Source organism: Pelotomaculum propionicicum (assembly GCF_004369225.1).
Lineage (GTDB): Bacteria > Bacillota > Desulfotomaculia > Desulfotomaculales > Pelotomaculaceae > Pelotomaculum_B > Pelotomaculum_B propionicicum.
The window spans coordinates 1-1,895 of record NZ_QFFZ01000127.1 but is presented as its reverse complement, the minus strand read 5'-3'; the positions used below and the strand labels follow the sequence as shown (position 1 = coordinate 1,895).

Annotated in this window: 1 protein-coding gene; it reads right to left on the bottom strand. The window is 45.5% G+C overall.

Annotated features, from left to right (window positions below; translation table 11 throughout):
- Positions 1-87: 87 nt before the first annotated feature.
- Positions 88-1,758, bottom strand: a complete 1,671-nt coding sequence (locus Pmgp_RS19165) for an IS1634 family transposase (protein WP_153189240.1) — start codon at positions 1,756-1,758, stop codon at positions 88-90.
- Positions 1,759-1,895 lie beyond the last annotated feature (137 nt).

Sequence of the window (1,895 nt, the reverse complement as noted above, 5' to 3'; positions counted from 1 at the left end):
CCTAGCGTGACTTTACCATAGAATTAGCAAAAAATCCTTCTCAATCCAGTAAACACCAAGCACTTCAAGAAACACGGCTTGTATAAACTAAAAGACTGATTTTTCCAAGTCAGCATAAAGCTTCTCAAGTTCCAGATCCATTTCCTCCAGTTGTGTTTCCTTAACAGGCTTGCTGTTCAGGCTGTAAATAGAAACGGTTTCCACCATACGCACCTCTGACAATCTATCGATCAGACCTTCGATGCTTATGTTGTAACCGGCATCACGCGCCTTTTTATGAAGCACCTGTGAGAGCAACAGTCCGGTTAGACAGATGAAAGTATGTACACGGATCTTTTGATCCGTCCAGTGATACTGGGGATGAACACAGTTGTGATAAGGATTTTTGAGATGTTTGAATACCCGTTCCACATTGCTCTGGCCGTGGTAAGCGGCGATGATCTCGGCATCAGACCAGTTATTCCTGCAGGTAACCAGTATCCGTTTGCCGAAGAGATTCTCCGTGGTCCACCGGTAAGCATCCTGGTCGATCTCCCAGTTAAGGTCGAAGCGGCCGGACTCGGTTTCATAAAGGGCAGTCTTAATGAGCAGATGACATCTTTCACCATTTAAAATATCCTTGATTTGACGTTTAACATCTTCACGTTTTCTTTTTCTGGCCCTTTTGGCGGTAAGCTTCGTTTTTAATTTATTTAACTGTTCATACTTGCTGGAAAGGGCCTGCTTTAGACCCTGTAACTGTCCCTGGCGCAATTTCTCACTCATAAAAACAACGATGGTTCTTGTTTTGCCCCAGACTTCTTTTTGAGCGCGGTAGCACAATATCTCCTGACCGTTCAACTGTACCCGGTGGTATGAGGAGAGGGGTACATTCAACAGGTCCTCATGGTAAGAAGGTGTCAGAGAAGCCACGTAAGGTATCTCTGAAATGTCGAGTTCGGCAAAGTTGCCTTTGGAGTTGCTTCCTTTATCGAAGACTATAGTTAGTTCCCGAACATCCAGATTGAGTTCCGAGAGCTTGTTTCTGAGTCGGGTCAGAGTTGGGACAAACATCTTTTCATCTGTCTTATTGCCTTCGTAGACCTCGGATAAAACGGGGATAAGAAATTCTTTTGTCACCACCTGGGCCAGGCCGAACTGCCGGAGGTCGTTGCGCTTCTGCTTATTATGGCCGCGTTGAGGCAGTTTGGCCCTCTCGTTACCGGTGCTTATGTGTGTAAAAAAATTAGTCAGGTCGTAGAACAGCAGCCTGGGAGAGAGCAGCCCTTGTTCCAGCATTTTCTGGGTAATCGCTTTCTCCACGCTTTCCAGTTGCGCTTCGGTGACGGTATCCATTTGTTCCCAGAAGTGCTGGCTGGTAAGCCGCTGTGGATTAAAACCCGCAATTTCAGGCAGGGTGGTCTTTTTCGCCCAGGAGGCAAAAGCACTCTTGCTGCCCGGCTCGATCGCCCTGTGGATGGCTGCCAGCAATAAAGATGTTCCTGGAGGTAAGCCGTCTCTCAGTTGCTGCGCGAAATGCGTTTTGAAGATATCAGGCAGATCCAGCTCCTTTGCATTTTGCCAGAAAAGAGAGACCGCCCCGTGGGATGCTGAACGGATCTTCTTTTTTAAAGTACCTCCTCTTAGTTTATACAGTAACTGTTCAGCAGTCCCCAGATGCATTAGTACGATAGGTCTCGGCTTGCCGTTAACCCTTTTAGATTCGATAATTTGCCAGTAAATATGCTTGCCGACTTTTTGTTTTCTGATAGTAGCCATACTTAGTTTATACACTATTCTAAGAGCTATGTCAATACATGCTTTAGAAGATATTATGTATTAGTCTATACGTTTTATTGCCATTAATCTAAGTACCATAAGGCATTACTTGTTTTGGCTGGTAAAGTCACGCTAGT